This window comes from Thiomicrospira sp. ALE5 (genome assembly GCF_900112445.1).
In the GTDB taxonomy this organism is placed as follows: Bacteria; Pseudomonadota; Gammaproteobacteria; order Thiomicrospirales; family Thiomicrospiraceae; genus Thiomicrospira.
In genome coordinates this window covers 204045-221142 of sequence record NZ_FOYY01000003.1, presented here as the reverse complement: position 1 = coordinate 221142, position 17098 = coordinate 204045, and the positions used below count along the sequence as shown (strand labels likewise).

The following is a 17098-nucleotide window of genomic DNA, read 5'->3' as shown; positions in this document are numbered from 1 at the left end:
ATGACCATAAAGACTCAACCCTTCGATTGTGTGCTGTTTGATTTGGATGGCACCCTGCTTGATACCTCGTATGATTTTAGTTATGCGCTCAATTTATTGTGTGAACAACATCAACTGACCCCGCCAAGCTATGATCGGGTTCGTAACACCGTATCACAAGGTGGCGCAGCGGTCACTGCCCTCGCATTTAATCCAAACGATATTGAGGCATTTGAACAACACCGCCAAGCTTTTTTAGACCTTTATAAACAACACATTCACCTGCATACCCAGGTGTTTCCTGGCTTGTTAGCAGGCCTGGTTCATTTAGCCGAGATTAACATGCCTTGGGGTATTGTGACCAACAAACCGCAAGGCTTAACCGAACACTTATTAAATCACTTTAGTTTTCCCAGCGCACCGAAAACGGTCATTTGTGGCGACACCTTGGCAGTGAGAAAGCCCGATCCTGAACCTATGTTATTGGCCGCATCAGAATGTGGGGTTGATCCTGAACGCTGCTTATACCTTGGCGATCATCCACGTGATATCGAGGCGGGTATCAATGCGGGTATGCAAACAGGTGCGGTGTTGTTTGGCTATATGCCACCTGAAAAAATGACTAATCTCGATCAAGCTGATTATATTTTTAGAACACCCTATGATATAACTCAATTTTTAACAAAACAGGTTAACCCATTGTTATGAATGATATTTCCACTCAAAAAACCTTTTTAATTACCGGTGCAGCGCATGGTTTAGGCCAAGCATTAGCCAAAGCACTACACCAACAAAATCATCAACTTATTTTGATTGATAAAGAACTCAAAGCACTTAATCAACTTTATGATGAATTGGCGGCAGACAACTGGGGCAATGTTTATCTTTTTCCAATGGATTTAGCCGGTTCTGCTCAAGACGAGTTCATGCAACTTGAATCAGGACTAGCTGAATTTAAGCAACTAGATGGCGTATTTCTGAATGCAGGGATCCTACCGGCACTCACACCCATCGAGCATTTTGATCCTCTGCAATGGTATGAGGTGATGCAAACCAATCTGAATGCCAATTTCCATCTGATCCAAAGCTGTTTGCCCAAACTGACAGCCGGTCACGATAAAGACAACCAGGCCTGGTTAGTAGCTATTTCCGATCAAGCCGTACAAAAACCCAATGCCTATTATGGCGCCTATGCCGTTGCAAAAGCAGGATTAGAGCAGCTGATCAAATTAACCGCCATCGAAAACCCAGCCATAAAAGCCATTATTGCCCAACTCCCCCCTTTAGCAGGTCATTTCAGATCTAAGCTTTTTCCTGGCGAGCCACCCTGCCAAAATGAAACAGTTGAGTCTGCCGCCGAGCGAATAGTTAACGCCTGTTTTAAGCAACAAAAACAGGATGATATAGCTATATATTAAGCCCTTGTGCCAGATTAGGTACGAGTTACATGTTGGAACACGTAGACCATGAATGTTATTCAGTATATCGACAAGATTAATTCACGCTTGGCAGACGGCCACACCAGCGAACACACCTTTCGCGCTGATTTAGAACAACTCTTGTCGCACCTGCTTCCCGACTGCAAAATCACCAACGAACCTTCAAAAATCACCGACTGCGGCAACCCGGATTTCGTTGTCACCCGCAAAACCGTACCCATTGGCTATATCGAAGCGAAAGATGTCGGCAAAGACCTGAATCACAAAGGCTACAACGAACAATTTAATCGTTACAAGAAAGCCCTCGATAACCTCATCATCACCGACTATATCTGGTTTCAGTTTTTTGTTGAAGGCGAAAAAGTCGCCGAGGTGCGTTTAGCGCAACCCGCGTTTGATAACCCGCAAAAATACGAGATTGACCACCAGGCCATCAACCTATTTGAAAGCCATATTCGTGACTTCTCCATCAAGGTCACCCAAGCGATTAAAAACCCCGGCAAACTTGCCGAATTGATGGCGGGCAAAGCACGTTTATTAGAAAGTATTCTGGAAGCCGCCCTCAACGCCGACCTCGAAAATAACACCCAAAGCGAACTCACCAATCAATATCACATTTTTCGCGATATGTTGATTCACGATCTCGAACCCAAACAGTTTGCGGATCTCTATGCGCAAACCCTCGCTTATGGTATGTTCGCCGCGCGTTATCACGACCCGGATTTACAAACTTTCGACCGCGACGAAGCAGCGCGCCTGATTCCAAAATCCAATCCATTATTGCGTAATCTATTCCAGTCGATTGCCGGACACAATATTGACGACCGCATCCTCACCACCGTCGATAACCTCGCCGAAGTGTTTCGCCATACCGATGTTAAAAGTATTCTGCATGGCTATGGCAAAAGCACCGCGCAAACCGACCCGATTATTCATTTTTACGAAACCTTTCTCGCCAAATACGATCCGTCTTTGCGTAAATCGCGTGGGGTTTGGTACACGCCCGAACCGGTGGTCAGTTTTATTGTGCGTGCAGTCGATGAAATTTTAAAAACCAAATTCGGTTTAAAAGATGGCCTGGCAGACACCAGCAAAACGAAAATTGAACTGCAGTCTCAAGTGAAAGATAACCGGACAAAAAGTGGCTGGCGAACTTATGAAAAAGAAGTCCATCGCGTACAAATTCTCGACCCAGCCACCGGCACGGGCACTTTTTTAGCCGAAGTGGTCAAATACCTTTATCAAAGCCGGTTTCAACATATGCAAGGCATTTGGCCGAGTTATGTGGAGGAACATTTAATCCCACGCTTAAACGGCTTTGAATTGCTCATGGCTTCCTATGCGATGGCGCATTTAAAACTCGATATGCTGTTGGGCGAAACCGGCTACACCGCCGAACAACGCAAACAATCCGACAACCGCTTGCGTATCTTCCTCACCAACTCGCTGGAAGAATACCACCCCGACACCCACACCCTATTTTCGCAATGGTTGAGTAATGAATCCCGCGAAGCCAATGCCGTTAAAAAAGACACTCCGGTCATGGTGGTCATTGGCAACCCGCCTTATTCCGTTAGTAGCACCAATAAAGGCGAGTGGATTCAAGACCTGGTGCAAGACTATAAAAAAGACCTCAACGAACGCAATATCCAACCGCTGTCCGATGACTACATCAAATTTATTCGTTACGGCCAGCACTTTATCGAAAAAAACGGTGAAGGCGTGTTGGCCTTTATTACCAATAACTCGTTTATTGACGGCCTGATTCACCGCCAAATGCGCAAACACCTGCTTGAAACCTTTGACGAAATTTATATCTTAGATTTGCACGGCAACAGCAAAAAGAAAGAAACCGCCCCTGATGGCTCTAAAGATGAAAACGTCTTCGATATTATGCAGGGCGTGTCGATTAACCTGTTTATTAAAAACGGTTCACATATCACCAGGCCTGGTGAGTTGGGCAAGGTTTATCACGCAGAGTTATTTGGAAAGCGAAAAGAAAAATACGATTATTTAACTCGTAACCTAAGTGCGATTGACTTCCAAACTTTAAACCCTGTCGCGCCAAATTATGAGTTCTTCCCAAAAAATCAAGAATTAGAAGTCACCTATAAACTTGGGGTTTCAATTGAAAGCTTAATGCCTCTCAATGCAACAGGTATTACTACAGAAAGAGACGACGTGTGTATTCACTTTACTGAATCAGAAGTCAAACTTGTAAAACAGGCGCTCATTGAACTAGAAGCAGAAGATTTTAGAGCACAGTACTCTCCCAAAAAAGACGGTAGAGATTGGCAGGTCGGCTTTGCAAAAGCTGACGTTAAAGAAAATAGTGGCAAAATCACATCTATAACTTACCGCCCATTTGATAACCGCAAAACGCTCTACACGGGAAAATCAAAAGGTTTTATGGCTTATCCTCGTTACCAAGTTATGCGCCATCAGCTTAGACCAAATACAGCATTATTAACAACGAAAGTAACTAAAGATGAGGTTGGAGCATTTATTACTAATGGGTTAAGTGGGAGAAAGTCTTTTAGTGCGTATGATGTTACTCTTACTTTCCCTCTCTACCTCTACCCCGAAGACGGCAGCGAACGCATTCCCAATCTCAACCCCGATGAAATCAAAGCCTTTGAAGCCGCGCTGAATCTGCCGTTTGCCGCTGAAAACCCGGATAAATCCTTTGTGCCTTCGTGTCTTGGTGGTGAAAAAAACCAATTCACCCCAATCGATATACTCGATTATATTTATGCGGTACTCCACAGCCCCACCTACCGCGACACCTATAAAGAATTCCTGAAAACCGATTTTCCGCGTGTGCCTTATCCGAACCCGGACACTTTTTGGCAACTGGTCGAACTCGGCGACCAAATCCGATTATTGCATCTGATGGAATCGCCGTTACTCGACACGCCGATTACCCAATACCCCATCGGCGGCGATAATAAAATCACCCGCAAAATCTCCAAAACCAGCCCGGGTTATGAAGCGATTAACGCAACTCACGGCAAAGTCTGGATTAACGACACCCAATACTTCGATAACGTACCGCACCAGGCCTGGTTGTTTTATATTGGCGGTTATCAACCGGCACAAAAATGGCTGAAAGACCGCCAAGGCCGCGAACTGAGTTTTGACGACATTCTGCACTACCAAAAAATCATCGTCGCCCTCAGCGAAACCGCCCGCTTAATGCAAGAGGTCGATCAGGTTCTGTATCCAAAGGATTAAGAGCATGGCAAAACCAAAGAAACCAAAAGTTAGTAATGATGAAAAGCTGGAACTGAAGTTGAACCAGGATATAGAGCTGGTTTAATTGCTCAAATCCAGCTAAGGCCAGTGCAATATTTTCCAATCGTTCATCAATATCAAGCGGATACTCATGTGTTATGAGGTTGCGAATCTCACGCAACTTATCCCACTGCTCAACACTCTCAATAATATTCAGCTTCTCTAGCCGATTCAAAATATCAATCATCGGTGTGCTGGCATCATCGATTTCGCGTAATGCTAACAATAACTGCCGAAATAGCTTGGCTCCGAGTTTATCCTGAATTTTAATGTAATTAAACAAAAAGCTATTTACCACGCGTTGGTTAGCATAATCTGCAAACCAGTCCGCATTTATAGCTGAATTTTTAATATCACCTCATCCTGCTTGCAGCTAATAAATAACGCATCTAATGTCTCAAATAGTGCATCTAAGCTTAATGTTGACTGCATAACAATATTCCTTGTTGTCTAGCCAATTGATCAATCGCTCGATTTTGACCTTTGTCAAACACCAAATCTATTTTCTGTTCGCCAATTAGGTGCTGCAGCTTAACTAAAAAATCCACTTTCTTTAAGGCTAGATTGTCAAATTCGGTCGGCACAACATACAAATCAATATCCCCCCCGCGCGCTTGCTCATCCACTCGACTGCCAAAAAGATAAACATCTCCCAAGCCGAACACCTGGACAAAGGTTTTTTTGATAGCTTCAATCTGCTGTTGATTTAATCGCATCGTTTTAGCCCCATAAGTTTTCTTAACAGCTAAATAATACCGCATTTTCATCACTTGCTCATCAGCTGGCTTATAGGGAAATTAGTGCTAAATTCCCTTTTAGTTAGGACTAAATAAACATGACAAAAGTTATAAGAAAATCCGTTGTGACGATGGAACAGATCCCGAATGTCTTAAATATTTAGAGATTGAAGTTGATACGGACTATTCCGCTCAACATCAGTCCTTAATAGAATACACAGATGAAACCGGTCAAGATACTGTCTGTCCGTGCTGTGGTTCTGACAGAGATAGACCTTACAGGGACGACGATCTCTAAAGTAAATGCAGGTTCCAGTGGAGGCTGGAGTCTAAACTAACGGTAGAGCTATTCCCATTCACACTTTAATCGTTTCACCTTGTGCAACTTGGTATCAGCGGTAATCAAAGTTGCCTTATTTGCAAGGGTGGTAGCTGCAATTAACCTGTCAGCCGGGTCACCATGAACAAAATCATCCATCTGTGCCAACTCTGCAATCTCTGATGTAATGGGCAACACTGTTAAGTCCATTGCATCAATAATCGCTTGGATATAGTCACTCGCTTTGGTAGCCTGTGGTAACACCAGCCGCTTCTTGTCCACCAACATTGCAATTTCCCAAAGGCTAATATCAGAACACGCTAAAGAGCCCTTCTTGAGGCCCGTACGAATAAGCTGATTCGCTTTATCTGGGAGTTTTTCAGGGCTTGAAGCCCAAAAAATTAATACGTGTGTGTCACAGATTATCTTCATCGTGACCCCATTCCGCCAAACCACGCGTATCGATCACATCATGCACGGCAATATCCTTGCGCCAAGCAACAAGCTTATCTAGCGCCTGCTGTTGCTTATTTAAATGATCGTCTGGTACCAACCGTGCGATCACCTTTCCGCGATTGGCAATCTTAACCTCTTCGCCCTGCTGCACTTGCTTCAAATACTGCGGCAAATGTTGACGAAATTCTGAAACGCTCACATTCATTTCGCACACCTTATTTGTACACATTAATGTACAAATCATACCATTAATTTAAACATAAGCTGAGTTTTTTGATTTACGGGCTTATAGCTACCGCTTTAAGGCTGCAAACTTATCCGCCAAGGTGCCAAAGCCGTTATTGTTTGCCGCAGTTTTGGCGGGTTTTTGACCAACGGTTTTTCGATCAGCTGTATTTTGAGTAGCAGACGCTGCCAGGCCTGCTGAACTGAGCGATGGATTAGACTTCATCGACAAACTAATCCGTTTACGCGCAACTTCAACATCCAATACCGTCACCTTAACCACTTGGCCTGCTTTAACCACTTGATGTGGGTCTGAAACAAATTGATCGGCTAAATGCGAAATATGTACCAAACCGTCTTGGTGAACGCCGACATCAACAAAAGCACCGAAGTGCGTCACATTGGTGACCACCCCTTCTAACACCAGGCCTGGTGCAAGGTCTTTAAGCTCGGTGATCGACTCGTCAAAACGCGCTGTTACAAAACTGGGGCGCGGATCACGCCCCGGCTTTTCAAGCTCGGCCACTATATCCATTAGGGTTGGCAAGCCAATAGTGTCGGTCACAAATTCATTTAATTTAAGTTGCTTAATCAAGGTCGGCTGACCAATTAAATCAGCCACTTTCACCCCTAAGCGGGCGGCCATCTTGGTCACTATCGAATAGGATTCAGGATGAACAGCTGACTGATCGAGCGGATCGTCACCGTCACGAATCCGCAAAAAGCCAGCCGCCTGCTCAAAGGCTTTTGGTCCTAAACGTGGCACCAACCGCAATTGCTTGCGTTGACTAAAGCGGCCATTGGCATCGCGCCAAGCGACAATGTTGTTAGCTTGGGTTGAGGATAAGCCAGACACATAGGAAAGTAAGGCGCTCGAGGCGGTATTTAAATCCACCCCTACCGAGTTAACACAGTCTTCAACCGTGGCCTGCAATGCTTGCGCCAACGCAATCTGATTCACATCATGTTGATACTGGCCGACACCAATTGCTTTAGGGTCAATCTTGACCAATTCTGCTAAGGGGTCTTGTAAACGTCGCGCAATCGATACGGCGCCACGAATGGTCACATCTAAATCTGGAAACTCTTGCTGAGCTAGACTCGATGCTGAATAAACTGATGCACCGGCTTCAGAAACCATGGCCTTTTGCGTGCTAGTCAGCCCAAACTCCTTCAAGGTTTCACCCACCAACAGATCGGTTTCGCGTGACGCTGTACCATTGCCAATACTGACCAGCTCAACCTGATACTGCTTAATTAGCTTTGCCAGAATGGCTTTACTCTGCTGCCATTGTTGTTGCGGCACATGAGGATAAATAACCTCTTGATGCAAAAACTTACCGGTTTGATCCACCACCGCTAACTTCACCCCGGTTCGATAACCTGGATCGAGCGCCAGAGTGACCTTGGCGCCTGCCGGGGCGGCGAGTAACAAATCTTTTAAGTTGTGGGCAAATACCTCAATGGCCGTTTGCTCCGCCTGTTCACGCAAACGGCTAAATAATTCAGTTTCTAGCGATTTGGCTAATTTTAAGCGCCAGGCCTGCTGCAACGCCTGCATCAACAAGCTTTCACAAGGCGTATTGGTGATGCGTAATTGATAAAAGGCTCGCATCTGCTCTACATAGGGGTGAACCGCATAATCCTGTTGATCTGGCAGTTCAAGTTTAAGGCGCAAAATCGCAGCCGCTTCACCCCGAAACAAGGCTAAGGCACGATGGGATGGAACTTTGCTAATCGCTTCTTGATAAGCATAATAATCTTTAAATTTCTCGCCTTCATCCACAGCGTCTTTAATCTGTGTGCTCACCACCACACCTTCACGCCATAACCTTTCACGCAATTGTGCAACCAGGCCTGCTGCCTGTGCAAAATGCTCTACCAGAATATCTTGCGCCCCACTGAGCGCAGTCGCGGTGGAATCAATGCCTTTTTCTGGGTTAATAAAGGCTTGCGCCTGCTGTTCAGGGTTCAGATTGGGGTCAGCTAAGAGCGCCAAGGCCAAAGGCTCCAGGCCTGCTTCTTTTGCTTTGGTGGCTTTTGAGTTGCGCACGGGTTTAAACGGACGATATAAATCTTCTAACAGCGTTTTGCTTGCACAGGCGAGAATGTCGGCTTCGAGTTCAGGGGTGAGTTTTTGCTGGGCGGCAATACTGCTCAGAATCGTTTGTTTGCGTTCTTCAAGGCTGGTTAAGTAAGCGAGGCGTGCTTCAATATCACGCAGTTGATGGTCCTCAAGACCTGCCGTCGCTTCTTTGCGATAACGCGCAATAAAAGGCACGGTCGCCCCTTCAGCAAATAACGCCATCGCGGCGGCAACTTGATTCGGCTGCACGGCTAATTCATTGGCAATAATCTTAGCAAAAGTTTGCTCTGTCACCCTAGTTACTCCTGATAGTTAAAAAAAACCCCAGAAAACTGGGGCTTGAGCGTAACACTTACAGATATAAATTAATCGCTTGTTCGGTTTATCCTTGGTGACGCATGTGCGGAAACAGCAGCACGTCTTTAATTGAAGGTGAGTCGGTGAATAGCATCACTAAACGGTCAATCCCGATGCCCTGTCCGGCAGCGGGTGGCATGCCGTGTTCTAGCGCGGTGATAAAGTCGGCATCATAATGCATAGCTTCGTCATCACCCGACTCTTTAGCGCGCACTTGCTCCATAAAGCGTTCCGCCTGGTCTTCGGCATCGTTTAACTCCGAGAAACCGTTCGCCAATTCACGCCCACCAATAAATAACTCAAAACGGTCGGTAACAAACGGATTGGCATCATTACGGCGTGCCAAAGGTGACACTTCTGCCGGGTATTCGGTGATAAAGGTTGGATCCATTAGGCGATGTTCAACCGTTTCTTCAAAAATTTCGGTTTGGATTTTACCCAAACCATAACCAGGCCTGATATCAATTTTCAGCTTTTCTGCCAAGGCGATGCAGTATTCGATATCGTCTAAATCATCGACATTGACACCTTCGTTAAACATCGCAATCGATTGCTTTAACGGAATACGCGCAAACGGCTGATCGAAATGGAACACCTGTCCTTGATAAGGCACTTCACCGGAATTTAACACCAAATGCGCCAGTTCTTTAAACATGTCTTCGGTGTAATCCATCATGTCGTTATAGTTGGCATAGGCTTCATAAAACTCGACCATGGTAAACTCCGGATTATGACGGGTTGATAGCCCTTCATTACGGAAGTTACGGTTGATTTCAAACACTTTTTCAAAGCCGCCGACCAACAAACGTTTCAAGTAAAGCTCTGGCGCAATACGCAAGTAAAGCGGCATATCCAATGCATTATGATGGGTGACAAACGGCTTGGCGGATGCGCCACCGGGAATGACTTGCATCATCGGGGTTTCGACTTCCATAAACCCTTTGCGCACAAAAAATTCGCGCATCGCGTGAATAACCTTGGAACGCACTTCAAACGTCTTGCGGCTTTGCTCAGACATAATCAAATCCAAATAACGCTGGCGATAACGCACTTCTTGGTCTTGCAGGCCGTGGAACTTGTCTGGCAGCGGACGTAGTGACTTGGTAATCAATTCAATGGATTCAACGTGAATAGATAACTCGTCGGTATTGGTTTTAAACAAATAGCCGCTTACCCCAACGATATCACCCAAGTCCCATTTTTTAAACTGCTCGTTATAGAAGCCTTCTGGCAGTTCATCACGGGTAACATACACTTGAATGCGGCCACTCATGTCTTGCAAAGTCGCAAAACTGGCTTTACCCATAATGCGACGCAACATCATACGACCGGCCACCTTAACGCGCACTGGCTCCATCGCGGCTAATTCGTCTTTGGTTTTTCCAGCGTAGCTATCTTGTAAATCCTGCGCTAATACATCACGACGGAAGGTGTTCGGATAGGCTTGACCCGTTTGACGCAAACCGTCCAATTTGGCGCGGCGCTCGGCAATGATTTTGTTTTCGTCTAGCTCAGGCGTGTTTGAAGATGTTGATTGCTGTTCTGACATGATAGATTCCTAATTTTGGCTGTTTTTTTACCACAGAGAGACGAAAATTTTTTAATTTGTGAGGTGCGTAGCCTTTGTGCTCCAGCGACGCCTCTTTTTTCGCAGAAAAAAGCCGAAGGAGTCGGGGCACAAGGCGAAAGCACCTTAACAAAACTTATAAAAACTTAGCTACTTCGCGTCTCTATGGTTAATCCAATTACAATCCGGCTTTTAAGCTGGCTTCAATAAACTGATCTAAATCGCCGTCCAATACGGCGGTGGTATTACCGGTTTCTACACTGGTACGCAAATCTTTAATCCGTCCAGAATCTAATACATACGAGCGAATTTGACTGCCCCAACCGATATCAGATTTGGATTCTTCAAGGGTTTGCTTTTCACTATTACGTTTTTGCATTTCCAGTTCATACAACTTGGCACGTAGCTGCTTAAAAGCTTCATCCTTATTTTGATGCTGCGAGCGACCATTTTGACACTGCACCACCGTATTGGTTGGCAAATGGGTAATCCGCACCGCCGATTCGGTTTTGTTAACGTGCTGGCCACCCGCGCCACTGGCACGATAGACATCAATTCGAAGATCGGCTGGGTTAATATCGATCTCAACATTATCATCCACTTCCGGCGAAATAAACACCGATGCAAACGAGGTATGACGGCGATTACCGGAATCAAACGGAGATTTACGCACCAAACGATGCACACCGGTTTCGGTACGCATCCAACCATAGGCGTAATCCCCCATCACATGAATCGTTGCGCCTTTTATACCAGCGACTTCGCCGTCGGACACCTCTAATACATCAGCTTTAAAACCTTTAGATTCAATCCAGCGCAAATACATCCGCAATAACATACTCGCCCAATCCTGCGCTTCGGTGCCACCAGAACCAGACTGGATTTCTACATAACAGTTATTGGCATCCATTTCACCGGAGAACATGCGCTGAAACTCAAGCTCATCCAATTTTAACTGGAATTGATCAAGTTCTGATGCGACTTCAGCAACCATCGCTTCGTCTTGGTCCATTTCAGCCATTTCAAGCAATTCTTTACAGGCGTCTAAACCACCGGCCAGCTCATCAAGCGTGCCAACTATCTTATCCAGTTGCACTTTTTCTTTACCCAGAGCTTGCGCTCTTTCTGGATTATCCCATATTTTAGGATCTTCAAGCTCACGTGAAACTTCGATTAGGCGTTCTGATTTGGTTTCATAGTCAAAGATACCCCCTAAGCACGAGGCTACGACTGGCATAATCTTCGATACGATTATAAATTGGATTGAGTTCCATACCCTGCTTCACAACAAATTTTAAAGCGCGCATCATAGCACTTTTCTGCAATTTTGTCCTAAGGATTCAACGAGTTTGGCCGTAAAGATTTAAAGTAAATAACCGGTGAGGACAACAACATGAACATGATCAATCCAGCGGCAAAAACCATGCCTAATGCAGCACAAACGAACCCAGAAAAAGGTTTAAGCCAAGCACATGAAAAATCAAATAAATCATCACCCGGCTTGGTGGTGAATGTTGGTGGTGTTGAGCAACAAGTCACTAAAGAAACCGCGCGTATTCAAGCACAAGCGAGCATAATCCAACATCTATTTGGTGATAAATCGAATGGTGAGCAGAATGCATCTAAAATTTTATTCCAAGAAGCAATTGATCAAATCAATCAAGCACTTGAAACTGATTTAGGCCCTGATGCGATCAACGCCGAAAAATTGGCTGAGCAAGGCGGAATGGATTATTGGTCCCCAGAAAATACCGCTAGTCGTATCGTATTAGGCACAACAGCGATGTTTGAAGCCTTTAAAAAAGCGAATCCTGATTTAGAAGGTGAAGCGGTTTTAGATCGTTTTTTGGAGGTCGTAGGCGGTGGCATTGAAAAAGGATTTAAACAAGCGACCGAGTTACTTACTGGGTTTGATGTATTTGATGGCAGTATTAAAGAAAATGCCGATAAAACCTACCAACTTGTCCAACAAGGTTTACAAGACTTTCGCGCACAACAACTTGAAAAACTAGCGAACGCCGCTGAAGCTGACGCCGCTAAAACAAGTGACATGGATAAAGTTGCCGTAAACTAGCGAATTAACAGTACCGATGTTTTGGTTTGTTGTAATACTTTTAACGCTAAACTACCAAAAAACAATTGATGTAATGCACCATGGGTCAAGGCACCCATGACAATCAAATCAATTTGCTTACTTTGCTGATAGGTTAATAACGCTGTTTGCGGGTCCCCCGCTAACAGCGTTGCTTGATACTGTCGCCCTGCTTTTGATAATGAAATCGCTGCCGCATCTAGAATTGGCTGGCCAATTTGTGGATTATTATTGACATGGACTAAATGAATGTCGATATCTGCATACAATGGACTGTCACATACAAACCGTAATGCTTTTCGCGCTGCCTCCGTATCGTTGTATGCCAACAAGAGTGTTTTGGGTATCGAAAACTGCCCATTCACAATATAAATGGGCTTGTGTATAGCCCGAATCGTATCTTCTAGTTGCTCGCCAATACCCTGCTCTTGATCCCTATGCGCTTCTCCACGCATACCCAAAACCAGCACCCTAATTTCGGCTTCGATATCCTGTAATGCAGTCGCCAAATTGCCATGGCGTTGCTTGGTGGCGATTTTCTTAATGTCTGAAATTGCTAAACGCGCGACTTGCGCGTCTAGCATCTGCTTACCCAGTGCAATAAGACGTTTACTTTCAGCTCGTTCCTGTTGCGACAAGTCGTCCATCAAATCTTCACGCATATTAGGACGATAACTGGCTGAGCGATCTATGTGATTTAATAGCATACTGTGCTCAAGGCTATGTAATAGTTCTAGTGGTGAGTTGACTTGCTGGGCGATCCATGCAGCCGCATCAACCACCGAATCAGCAGTGACAGATGGATCGATACACGCCACCACCCACTTGTTTGCCAGGTTTTCCATCAATGACCTCCCATGAATTTTTCAGCTTTTTTTGGATCAGGGTGTGCCGCGTATTTAGCGACCAAATCAGCACTGGCTGTATTTAATCCAATAACCTCAACATCTGCACCTTCACGTCGTAGCTTTATCACGGTTTTATCAAGCGCATAAACCGCACTAATATCCCAGAAATGCGCCGCTGATACATCAATGATCACCTTATCAAGCGCTTCTTTATAGTCAAAATGATTGATGAACTTTTCCGCAGAATTAAAAAATATCTGACCCTTTACTCTATAGGTTCGACTACTCGTCGCTTCATTATAGGCTGATTCTATCGACATAAGTTCGGTCATACGATAAGCCATAAATAATGCGGCTAAAACCACACCTGAAATAACACCAAAGGCCAAGTTATGCGTCCAAAGCGTAACAATGACGGTTGTCAGCATCACAACGGTGGCTGATAAAGGATTGGTTCGCATTTCAGGGATGGATACCCAGCTAAATGTTCCGATGGATACCATAATCATAATCGCTACTAAGGCGGCCATGGGCACGACGGCTAAATAATCGGCCACAAACACCACCATAATGAGTAACACCGCGCCCGCGGTAAAGGTCGATAAACGTCCACGCCCGCCGGATTTAATATTGATAACCGATTGGCCAATCATCGCACAACCTGCCATACCACCGGTTAAGTTAGATGCAATATTCGCCACGCCCTGACCTTTACATTCACGGGCTTTATCAGAATCGGTATCGGTCATCTCATCCAACACTTGCGCTGTCATTAGAGACTCAAGTAACCCTACAATTGCAATAGCAGCAGAATAAGGCAAGATAATCCATAGCGTTTCTAAATTAAACGGCACATCTGGAATTAAAAACACCGGTAGGCTATCAGGTAATTCACCTAAATCGCCAATTGTACGCACGTCGATACCCATGGCTAAGACAATAGCGGTCAGCACAATAATCACCACCAGCGGTGAAGGCAGCATCTGACCAATTTTTGGAATATAAGGAAATAAATAAACAATAAATAAACCTATAATGGTTAAGGCGTAGACATGCCAGGTTACATTGGTCAATTCCGGTAGCTGGGACATAAAAATTAAAATCGCCAGCGCGTTTAAAAATCCCGTCATCACCGATCGTGAAATAAAACTAATAAAACGATCAAGTCTGAGATACCCGGCTAATATTTGCAGCAGGCCTGCTAAGATACCCGCAGCCAATAAATACTCAAGCCCATGATCCTTAACCAGGTTAATCATTAATAAAGCCGTTGCAGCAGTTGCAGCAGAGATCATTCCGGGACGCCCGCCCACTATGGCAATAACAACCGCAATCGTAAACGAGGCATATAACCCGACTTTCGGGTCTACACCAGCGATAATCGAAAACGCAATCGCTTCCGGAATTAACGCCAACGCGACGACGATACCGGCTAGCACATCACCTCGGACATTACCAAACCAGTCTTTCTTTTTTTGTGATAACAACATACAAAGCCCGTCGTTTATTAAATAAAAAATTATGTTTTGAAATGTTTTATTTCAAACAAGAGAAGAATGAAGGGTTTAAATTTGATCAGATCAAGAAAATCCAATGCATTTAAAAACTGCACGAATTATAGCGGATGCCACTGACAAACACAATCAGCAGGCCTGGTTAGGAAAGTCCAGAAACAAAAAACCCAGCCTAAGCTGGGTTCTTTAGATTACGCGATGATTAAATCACCTTGCCGGCATAGTCTGCCAAACCTGGATCATTACTCACACCCACTAGGGTTGGGTGATTGACTTTGTCTAGCTTAACAACACCATTGTTTTCTTTAGCTTGACGACGTAGATAATCTGCAACGATATCCCAAACTAGACGACCTTCGCCCACTTGATCTACCTGCGCCCAACCAGTCACTGAATAGGTTTTATTCATTTCGATTGGCGTACCGTCATCAAGAACCATATTCGAAATACGGTTACCCAATGCCTCGTTCGGGTCAATAGTGTAGTCCATACCACCAAGACGAACCATGTCACCGCCCGACTGTAGATAAGGGTCGATAACAAAAAGGTTTTCCGCAATGCCTTCAAAAATATCTTTAAGCTGTGCGCCAGTCATTTCTGTACGGTAAGTTTCGCCATAAGTCAATGAGGTTTCATCCATCACGCGCTCCATGGTAATCATCTCACCGGCCATAACTGAAGTACCCCAACGCACACCCGCAGACATTGCGATTTGTGCATTGTGCTCTTCACGTAGGGCGTTAACGATGATTTGGTCCCAAGTTCCCATGAAGTTACCACGACGATACAGGGTATCACCAGCAACAGCCAATTCTTCGTTCAGAATCTCACCATAGGTTTTGCCTAAACGGTCTTGGTTTACACGGTATTTCGGGTTACGCGCTTCAATGACGTTTTCATCATACTTACGTGCATACAAGTCATCAATGTAGTTTTGCATTTCTGGATCAGCAGGCAATACGTTTGCAAAAACAGGTAGCAAACGATAATGGACGTCTTGCAACTTACCGTTCTGGATGTCTAAATCCATTACACCGACAAACTTACCGTTAGATCCGGCATTGGTAACATAACAAGTACCACCATCAGGACGACGTACTTTAGTCGGAGCAGGCATACCATCATGCGTATGACCACCAAAGAAAGCATCAATACCTGATACACGACCCGCCATTTTAATATCCACGTCCATACCATTGTGAGAAATCACCACAATGGCCGCCACATTTTCATTAGCCTGAATATGGTTAACGGTATCTTGTAGCTCGTCTTCACGTAAACCGAATGACCAGTCTGGGAAGTTGGCGATCGGGTTCGCGTTAGACATACGAGGGAAGGTTTGACCAATTACTGCAACGCGGTTGCCATTGACTTCTTTAATGGTATAAGGCTTGAATGGCAGTAAATTGTCTTCATCATACAATCCATGACCATATTTTTCAGCCAACTCATAGTATTCATCACCAAACAAAGCATCTTCACGAAGGCGCGTATTGTTAGAAATGTATTCGCCATTAAAGGCTTGTAAGTTACGCAACACTTCTTCTTGTGTATAGGTAAATTCCCAATGCCCTGTCATGATGTCCATGCCAAGAATATTAGTCGCTTCAACCATATCCATACCACGTGTCCATAACGCAGTCGCAGAACCATGCCAAGTGTCACCACCATCCATGTAAATAGTATTTTCACGACCGCCAGCTTGCTTACGCAGCATATCTAGTAGTGTTTTGATATGGGCATACCCGCCTAGTTTGCCATACTTTTTAGCTGCTGCATCAAAGTCTAAATAGGTAAACGCATAAGCTTCAGGCGAACCTTCTTTAATTTCAACACCGCTTTCAGCTAGGCTTTCCAGTAGTTTCTTACCTACGATGTGTGGGCGTTGGCCATGCGCATCACCTACACCAAGGTTAACATTCGGTTCACGGAAAAAAATAGGTTTTAACTGAGCGTGACTATCTGTTGTGTGGATTAAACGGACATTGCCTTTCATTGGCATATCGTACATTGAAATATCTGCTTCTTGTGGCTTACCACCCATTGCACGCGCACCAGCAGGTAACATACCTGCCGCAGCGGCTACGGCCATTACATGTAAAAACTCACGACGATTTAAAGACATAAGGTCTCTCCGTTTATTAGATTATGATCACAAGCGCACGCGCTTCCCAAAAAGTGAAAC

General features: G+C 44.8%; 14 protein-coding genes. 4 read left to right on the top strand and 10 right to left on the bottom strand.

The annotated features are described in order from the left end of the window. Genes BM293_RS01155 through BM293_RS01145 form a run of 3 tightly spaced genes read left to right on the top strand, consistent with a single transcriptional unit; the run spans position 1 to position 4652 of the window. Positions 1–687, top strand: a complete 687-nt coding sequence (locus tag BM293_RS01155; RefSeq protein ID WP_093446214.1) for an HAD family hydrolase — start codon at positions 1–3, stop codon at positions 685–687. After that, a complete protein-coding gene (locus BM293_RS01150; protein WP_093446213.1) occupies positions 684–1397 on the top strand; it encodes an SDR family NAD(P)-dependent oxidoreductase in 714 nt (237 codons plus the stop codon). Before BM293_RS01155 ends, BM293_RS01150 begins: the two co-directional genes overlap by 4 nt. Before the next feature lie 48 nt (positions 1398–1445). Further along, positions 1446–4652 (top strand): type ISP restriction/modification enzyme, encoded by a 3207-nt coding sequence (locus tag BM293_RS01145; RefSeq protein WP_093446211.1) that lies wholly within the window; start codon positions 1446–1448, stop codon positions 4650–4652. Here the strand turns inward: BM293_RS01145 and BM293_RS10265 are convergent. From BM293_RS10265 to prfB, 7 genes are all read right to left on the bottom strand, one after another. Next, positions 4594–4995, bottom strand: a complete 402-nt coding sequence (locus BM293_RS10265; RefSeq protein WP_200770588.1) for a hypothetical protein — start codon at positions 4993–4995, stop codon at positions 4594–4596. The two genes, BM293_RS01145 and BM293_RS10265, sit on opposite strands and share 59 nt — an antisense overlap. A gap of 133 nt (positions 4996–5128) precedes the next feature. Beyond that, positions 5129–5428 (bottom strand): nucleotidyltransferase family protein, encoded by a 300-nt coding sequence (locus BM293_RS01135; protein ID WP_093447814.1) that lies wholly within the window; start codon positions 5426–5428, stop codon positions 5129–5131. A gap of 367 nt (positions 5429–5795) precedes the next feature. Further along, on the bottom strand, positions 5796–6200 hold the full coding sequence (locus BM293_RS01130) for a type II toxin-antitoxin system VapC family toxin (RefSeq protein WP_093446210.1): 405 nt from the start codon (positions 6198–6200) through the stop codon (positions 5796–5798). Next, entirely contained in the window at positions 6184–6429 is a 246-nt protein-coding gene (locus BM293_RS01125) for a type II toxin-antitoxin system Phd/YefM family antitoxin (RefSeq protein WP_093446208.1), read from the bottom strand. Before BM293_RS01125 ends, BM293_RS01130 begins: the two co-directional genes overlap by 17 nt. Before the next feature lie 87 nt (positions 6430–6516). Then, complete coding sequence (locus BM293_RS01120; RefSeq protein WP_093446207.1) at positions 6517–8829, bottom strand: Tex family protein; 2313 nt, start codon at positions 8827–8829, stop codon at positions 6517–6519. 88 nt (positions 8830–8917) lie between these two features. Next, on the bottom strand, positions 8918–10441 hold the full coding sequence (gene lysS / locus BM293_RS01115; RefSeq protein WP_093446205.1) for a lysine--tRNA ligase: 1524 nt from the start codon (positions 10439–10441) through the stop codon (positions 8918–8920). 196 nt (positions 10442–10637) lie between these two features. Next, positions 10638–11733 (bottom strand): peptide chain release factor 2 gene (gene prfB, locus BM293_RS01110; protein ID WP_096777331.1). Its coding sequence is split into 2 segments (ribosomal slippage): positions 10638–11660 and positions 11662–11733, totalling 1095 coding nucleotides; the frame shifts between segments, so codons are not numbered across the junction. A 119-nt stretch (positions 11734–11852) separates the two neighbouring features. Here prfB and BM293_RS01105 point away from each other — a divergent pair. Then, positions 11853–12533 carry a DUF5610 domain-containing protein gene (locus BM293_RS01105; RefSeq protein WP_159428442.1) on the top strand — a complete coding sequence of 227 codons (681 nt, stop codon included), beginning with the start codon at positions 11853–11855 and terminating at the stop codon, positions 12531–12533. Here BM293_RS01105 and BM293_RS01100 read toward each other — a convergent pair. The 3 genes from BM293_RS01100 to BM293_RS01090 all read right to left on the bottom strand — a co-directional run bounded on the left by BM293_RS01100 (position 12530) and on the right by BM293_RS01090 (position 17038). Next, positions 12530–13396 (bottom strand): universal stress protein, encoded by an 867-nt coding sequence (locus BM293_RS01100; protein WP_093446202.1) that lies wholly within the window; start codon positions 13394–13396, stop codon positions 12530–12532. The genes BM293_RS01105 and BM293_RS01100 overlap by 4 nt on opposite strands. Next, on the bottom strand, positions 13396–14886 hold the full coding sequence (locus BM293_RS01095) for a SulP family inorganic anion transporter (RefSeq protein WP_093447813.1): 1491 nt from the start codon (positions 14884–14886) through the stop codon (positions 13396–13398). Before BM293_RS01095 ends, BM293_RS01100 begins: the two co-directional genes overlap by 1 nt. 229 nt (positions 14887–15115) lie before the next feature. Further along, positions 15116–17038, bottom strand: a complete 1923-nt coding sequence (locus BM293_RS01090) for a 5'-nucleotidase C-terminal domain-containing protein (protein ID WP_093446200.1) — start codon at positions 17036–17038, stop codon at positions 15116–15118. Between the last annotated feature and the right edge of the window lie 60 nt (positions 17039–17098).